This is a genomic window from Streptomyces sp. CA189, assembly GCF_056428985.1.
Window position 1 is genome coordinate 21,266 of sequence record NZ_JBWJVM010000097.1, and the last position, 6,926, is coordinate 28,191.

A 6,926-nucleotide genomic window follows, 5' to 3' on the forward strand; every position below is an offset into this window, starting at 1 on the left:
CTAGTGGCGCAGGCGGAGGCCTTGGGGGGTGGCGTGGAAGCCGGTGGCTTCTATGGGTGGGGCGTAGGGGGAGGTGAGGGCGGGGGTGGCGTTGATGCGTACCACCGTGAGGGTGGGGAGGGTGTCCTTGTGGGAGGCCGTGGTGAGGGCTGACACGGCGGCTGTGAGGCGGGGGTCGTCGGGGTCGGACCAGGCGAGGAGGGTTTTGCCGCCGCGCTCCAGGTAGAGGATGAGGTCTCCGTCGACCAGGACCACCAGGGAGCCCGCCTTGCGGCCCGGCTTGTGGGTGGCGCCGGACGGGGGCTCCGGCCAGGGGAGGGCGGCGCCATAGGCGTTCGCCGGGTCGGCGGCCGCCAGGACGACCGCCGCCAGCGGGGGCGGGGTCCGCTCGGCGGCGCGGAGGCGGTCGACCGCGCCGTCCATGGCGAACTGGGCCGCGCCCAGGCCCTCGACCACGTAGCCCCTGCGGGCCTGGCCGCTGTCCTCGAATGCGGAGAGGACCCGGTAGACCGCGCTGAAACCGCCCTCCACGCCTTCCGCGGCCACCGCCCCCCGGGTCACCACCCCGTGGCGGTCCAGCAGGGTGCGGGCCAGGGCGTGCGCGCGGTGGGTCGGGTCCGGGGCGTGGCCCGGGAGCAGGGACCAGCGGCCCGACACCGTGGGCGGGCCCGTACGGGAGGCAGGGGTGGTGAGGGTGCCGTAGCGGCCGCGGGGGATCGTACGGCGTGCGCGGTGGGCGGTGGCGCCCGCCGTGCGGCCCGAGCCGAGGAGGGAGCGCAGGGGGGCCAGGGTGTCGTTCGTCAGGCGGCCCGACCATGCCAGGTCCCAGACGGCGGAGGAGAGGTCCGCGTCCGAGGCGTCCGGGTGCACGGCGCGGACGCGGTCCGTGAGCTGGCGGAAGAACAGGCCGTACCCGCCGGAGAGGGCGGAGAGGACCGCTTCGTGGAGCGGGGTGAGCTCCAGGGGATGGGGAGGAGGGAGGAGGAGGGGGGCCGTCTCCGCCAGGTAGAGGGAGATCCAGCCGTCCTTGCCCGGGAGGGCTCCTGCCCCCGCCCAGACCACTTCGCCCGTGGTGGTCAGCTCGTCCAGGAGGGTCGGGGAGTAGTCCGATACGCGGGACGGGAGGATCAGGCGTTCGAGGGCTGAGGCGGGAACCGCGGCGCCCTGGAGCTGCTCGATCGCGCGGGCCAGGCCGTCGACCCCGCGCAGGGCCCCGCCCAGGTGCTGCCACTGGGGGAGGAAGGTGGCGAGGGAGGCGGGGGGCACCGGCTCCAGCTCCTGGCGCAGGGCTGCCAGCGAGCGGCGGCGAAGCCGGCGCAGCACCGTCGCGTCGCACCATTCCTGGCCGATGCCCGCCGGGTGGAACTCGCCCTGGACCACCCGCCCGGCCGCCGCGAGCCGGTGCAGCGCGCCGTCCGTCACGGCCGTGCCCAGCCCGAAGCGGGCGGCGGCGGTGACGGAGGTGAACGGGCCGTGGGTGCGGGCGTACCGGGCCAGGAGATCGCCGAGGGGGTCCTTCACCGGCTCGGTGAACGCCTCCGGGACGCCCACCGGGAGGGCAGTGCCCAGCGCGTCGCGCAGCCGGCCCGCGTCCTCGACGGCCGCCCAGTGGTCCTCGCCGCCGATCCGGACCCGGATCGCCCGGCGGGAGGTGGAGAGGGACGGAGCCCACTCCGCGTCCGCGCCGCGGGCGGCGAGTTCCTCCGGGGTGAGCGGGCCCAGCAGGCGCAGCAGGTCGGCCACCGACTCGGCGTCCTTGGCCCGCCGGTCCTCGGTCAGCCACTGGAGCTCCCGCTCCAGCTCCGTCAGCACGTCCGCGTCGAGCAGCTCGCGGAGTTCCGCCTGGCCGAGCAGCTCGGCCAGCAGCCGGGAGTCCAGCGACAGCGCGGCCGCCCTGCGCTCGGCGAGCGGTGAGTCGCCCTCGTAGAGGAACTGGGCGACGTACCCGAAGAGGAGGGAGCGGGCGAAGGGGGAGGGCTCGACGGTGGTGACCTCGACCAGGCGGACCCGGCGCGCCTCGATGTCCCCCATCAGCTCGGTCAGGCCGGGCACGTCGAAGACGTCCTGCAGGCATTCCCGTACGGCCTCCAGCACGATCGGGAACGAGCCGAACTCGGAGGCCACCTGGAGCAGTTGAGAGGCGCGCTGGCGCTGCTGCCACAGAGGGGTGCGCTTGCCCGGGTTGCGGCGCGGCAGCAGCAGGGCGCGCGCCGCGCACTCGCGGAAGCGGGAGGCGAACAGTGCGGAGCCGCCGACCTGGTCGGTGACGATCTGCTGGACGTCCCCGTGGTCGAAGGCGACGTCCGCCGCGCCCAGCGGGGGCTTGTCGTCGTCGAAGTCGAAGGAGGTGGAGGAGGGGCCTTGAGCCGGGTCGTGGTCCAGCAGGTCCAGGTCCATGTTCAGCAGGTCCGCGTCCGGGAGGCGGAGCACGATGCCGTCGTCGGCGTGCATGACCTGCGCGTCCATCCCGTACCGCTCGGAGAGGCGGGCGCCGAGCGCCAGCGCCCAGGGGGCGTGCACCTGGGCGCCGAAGGGGGAGTGGACGACGACCCGCCAGTCGCCGAGCTCGTCGCGGAACCGCTCGACGACGATGGTCCGGTCGTCCGGTACGTGGCCGCAGGCCTCGCGCTGTTCGGCGAGGTAGGACAGGACGTTCTCGGCGGCCCATGCGTCCAGGCCCGCCGCCAGCAGGCGCAGGCGGGCGTCCTCTGCCGTGAGGCCGCCGAGCTCGCGCAGGAACGCGCCGACCGCGCGGCCCAACTCCAGCGGGCGGCCCAACTGGTCGCCCTTCCAGAACGGGAGGCGCCCCGGGACCCCGGGGGCGGGGGTGACCAGGACGCGGTCGCGGGTGATGTCCACGATCCGCCAGGAGGTGGTGCCGAGGGTGAAGACGTCGCCGACGCGGGACTCGTAGACCATCTCCTCGTCGAGCTCGCCGACCCGGCCGCCGCCCTTTTTGGGGTCGGATCCGGCCAGGAAGACGCCGAAGAGCCCGCGGTCCGGGATGGTCCCGCCGGAGGTGACCGCGAGCCGCTGGGCGCCGGGTCGGCCGGTGATCGTACCGGCGACGCGGTCCCAGACGACGCGGGGTCTGAGCTCGGCGAACGCGTCCGATGGGTAGCGGCCCGCCAGCATGTCCAGCACTGCTGTGAAGGCCGAGTCCGGCAGCGCCGCGAAGGGGGCCGCCCGCCGCACCAGGGCGAGCAGGTCGTCGAGCTGCCAGGTGTCCATCGCGGTCATCGCGACGAGCTGCTGGGCGAGGACGTCGAGCGGGTTGGAGGGGATCCGCAGGGACTCGATCGAGCCCGTGCGCATCCGCTCGGTGACCACGGCGGCTTGGACGAGGTCGCCCCGGTACTTGGGGAAGACGACCCCGGTGGAGACCGCGCCCACCTGGTGTCCTGCCCGGCCCACCCGCTGGAGCCCGGAGGCCACCGACGGCGGGGACTCCACCTGGATGACGAGGTCGACCGCGCCCATGTCGATGCCGAGCTCCAGGCTGGAGGTGGCGACCACGGCGGGCAGCCGGCCCGCCTTCAAGTCCTCCTCCACCAGCGCCCGCTGCTCCTTGGAGACCGAGCCGTGGTGGGCACGGGCCAGCAGCGGCGGAGCGCCCTGGGCGGCGCCCGACTGGGCCATGATCTCGGCCGGGGGTGGGCCCTCGGGCAGCGGGCCGCCGGTGGCCCGCTCGTACGCGATCTCGTTGAGCCGGTTGCACAGGCGCTCGGCGAGGCGGCGGGAGTTGGCGAACACGATGGTGGACCGGTGGGCCTGGACCAGATCGGCGATCCGCTCCTCCACGTGCGGCCAGATGGAGGGCTTGTCGCCGCCCTCCTTGCCCTCGGTGGCGGGGGAGCCGCCCAACTCGCCCATGTCCTCGACCGGGACGACCACCGACAGGTCGAACTCCTTGGTGGAGGGCGGCTGGACGATCTCCACCTTGCCGCGCGGAGCGAGGTAACGGGCCACCTCGTCCACCGGGCGGACCGTCGCCGAGAGCCCGATCCGGCGCGCGGGGCGGGGCAGCAGCTCGTCCAACCGCTCCAGGGACAGCGCGAGATGGGCGCCGCGCTTGGTCCCGGCGACCGCGTGCACCTCGTCCAGGATCACCGTCTCGATCCCGGCCAGGGCCTCGCGGGCGGCCGAGGTCAGCATCAGGAACAGCGACTCGGGTGTGGTGATCAGGATGTCCGGCGGCCGGGTCACCAGCGCGCGCCGCTCCGCGGGCGGGGTGTCGCCGGAGCGGATCCCGACCCGGATCTCCGGCTCGGGCAGGCCCAGGCGCACCGACTCCTGCCGGATGCCGGTCAGCGGGCTGCGGAGGTTGCGCTCCACGTCGACCGCCAGGGCCTTCAGGGGCGAGATGTACAGCACCCGGCAGCGCTTCTTCGGCTCGGCCGGGTGCGGGGTCGAGGCGAGCTGGTCGAGGGCGGCGAGGAAGGCGGCCAGGGTCTTGCCGGAGCCGGTGGGGGCCACCACCAGCACGTCCGAGCCTGCTCCGATGGCCCGCCAGGCGCCCTCCTGGGCGGAGGTGGGCGAGACGAAGGCCCCCGTGAACCAGGAACGGGTCGCGGGGGAGAACGAGTCGAGCGCGGTACCGGACATGCCCCCATCGTGCACCCGCCCACTGACAACGGGCCGGACCTGTGGAAACAGCCCGGCCGGGCCGGGCGCAGAATGGGGGGATGGGCACGGGGACGATCGGAGCGGCCGAGGGCCGCCGGGAGTGGGCGCGGCACTGGCAGTACGCGGAACTGCCCGGGCTGGACCTCCTGCGCGCCCACTACGTGCGCCACACCTTCCCGCGCCACGCGCACGACGGGTACGTCATCGCGGCCGTCACCGGCGGCATCGAGGAGATCGGCCTGCCGGGGGACACCTTGCGCGCCGGGCCCGGCAGCGTGGTCCTGATCAACCCCGAGGTCCCGCACACCGCCCGCGCCGGGGTGCCCGAGGGCTGGGCCTACGCCACCCTCTACCCCTCCCGGGCGCTGATCACCGAGGTCGCCACCGAGATCGGGACCCTGCGCGGGACCCCCGGCTTCACCGCCGACATGGTCGCCGACCCGCAGGCCTCGCGGGCCATCACCGAGGTCCACCGGGCCGCCGAGGCGGGCAACGCGCTGGCCGCCGACACCCTGCTGCGCGGGGTGGTGGCGCGGATGCTGACCCGGCACGCCGGGCCGCTGCCCGCCCGTACGGCGGGCCGCGCGGGCGCCGCCGACGCGGAGCGGGCCCGGGCCGTACTGGAGGAGCGGATGGGGGAGCCCCCGTCGCTGGAGCAGCTCGCGGCGGAGCTGGGCACGAGCCCCTTCGCCCTGCTGCGGGCCTTCCGGGACCGGTACGGCATGCCCCCGCACACCTGGCTGACCGACGCCCGGGTCCGGCGGGCGCGGCGGCTGCTCGACGCGGGGATCCCGCCGGCGGAGGCGGCCGTCACGGTCGGCTTCACCGACCAGCCGCACCTGAACCGGCACTTCACCCGCATCGTGGGGGTGCCCCCGGGCGCCTACCGGCGGGGGCGGGCGGCCGGTTAGGGTCCGGATCATGGACATGGGGGAACTGCTGGTACGGCACGACGAACAGCTCCGGTGCGGGGTTCCCGAATGGCACCCGGTCGGCGTGGTCGTCGAGGCCGACGGGCCGGTGGTGCGCAGGCACTACGGGACGCACGGCACGGTCGAGCACGCGGCCCTGGCGGCCGGGACCGACCTCGACGCCCTGGTCCGGCGGCAGCGCGCGGCCTTCGAGGGCCGGTGCGAGCCCGCCGAATGGAAGGTCTACGGGCACGACTCCCCGGGCCTGGCCGAGGCCTTGACCCGGGCCGGATTCACCGAGGGGCCGGAACGCTCCGTGCTGGCGGCTCCCCTCGACGCGATCGAGTCTCCGCGCGCGGACGACGTGGTGCACGGTCCGCATTACTGCGGGTTCGATGAGCAGGTCCACGCGCTGGCCGCCGCTTCGGGTCCGCACCGGACGACCCCGGCGACGTACGAGGCGGACGGAGTCTCGGACGACGCCGGGGAGGAGCCCTGGGCCGACACGATCGTCTCGCAGGGCCGGGTGGTGGCCGCGGGCTGGGCCGAGCAGGTCCACGGCACGGAGTTCGTGGTGGTCGGTGGCCTCAGCCGGCCGGAGGGCGCGTTCGTCCGGGCCTGGGCGGAGCGCCGGCGCGGCACGAAGTGGCCTCGGTACCTCCTGGCGGAGGCCGCGGGGGCCCTGCGGGAGGAGTTCGAGGCGGCCGGACTGCGCGAGATCACCACCGTCCGCTCCTACCGCTGGACCCCGCAGGGCACGCCCGAGGCGACCCGGCCCGCGCTGCTGGTCGACTGCACTTCAGCGCTGGACCGGCGGCTGTGGGACCGCTTCTACGCCGCGTTCGACTTCAAGCCGTCCATGAGCCGGTCCCCGGCCATCTCGGAGCCCGCCACCTCTGCCACCTGGCACTCCCACGGTCACGGCCGGCCCCAGGTCGCGGACTTCTCCGGCCGGCTGGATGACATCGTGCGGCGCGGGCTGATCGCCGTCACCGAGCCCGGGGAACCGGTCTTCTGGCTCGACTGGAACCACGACGGCTACCGCTACGACCCCCGCCGCACCGGAATCCCCGGCCGGCCGCCCACACCGGGCGAGGGGACCTACCCCAACGGCGACTACTACCTCCACCTCACCGAGGACATGCGCCTCGGCACCTTCGGCCACCCCTGGGAGCAGACCCTGTGCGTGTTCGGACCACTGCTCGCCGCCGTGGAGGGGGAGCTCACCGAACTGCTCGGTGAGCCGCTGCGGCGCCGGGACGGCTAGATGATTGATTCCGAGGTCAGTGGTCGTAGGCGGTCAGTGATCGGATGACGGGTCCACCGGTCTTGTGGTTGTGCCAGATCGCGGCGGTCAGGGCGAGGAGTCGTTGCAGGACTCGGACGGTG

The 6,926-nt window shown here is 74.6% G+C and carries 3 protein-coding genes and 1 pseudogene; 2 read left to right on the plus strand and 2 right to left on the minus strand.

Features of this window, described 5'->3' with window-relative positions:
* On the minus strand, window positions 1–4,605 hold the full coding sequence (locus AC061S_RS39525; RefSeq protein WP_478690700.1) for an Lhr family ATP-dependent helicase: 4,605 nt from the start codon (window positions 4,603–4,605) through the stop codon (window positions 1–3).
* Window positions 4,606–4,685: 80 nt separating this feature from the next.
* Between AC061S_RS39525 and AC061S_RS39530 the strand changes: the two genes are divergently transcribed.
* A complete protein-coding gene (locus AC061S_RS39530; protein ID WP_478690701.1) occupies window positions 4,686–5,537 on the plus strand; it encodes an AraC family transcriptional regulator in 852 nt (283 codons plus the stop codon).
* A 10-nt stretch (window positions 5,538–5,547) separates the two neighbouring features.
* On the plus strand, window positions 5,548–6,804 hold the full coding sequence (locus AC061S_RS39535) for a DUF2716 domain-containing protein (protein WP_478690702.1): 1,257 nt from the start codon (window positions 5,548–5,550) through the stop codon (window positions 6,802–6,804).
* Window positions 6,805–6,820: 16 nt separating this feature from the next.
* Here the strand turns inward: AC061S_RS39535 and AC061S_RS39540 are convergent.
* A pseudogene (locus AC061S_RS39540) lies at window positions 6,821–6,926 on the minus strand (IS982 family transposase); the annotation flags it as partial.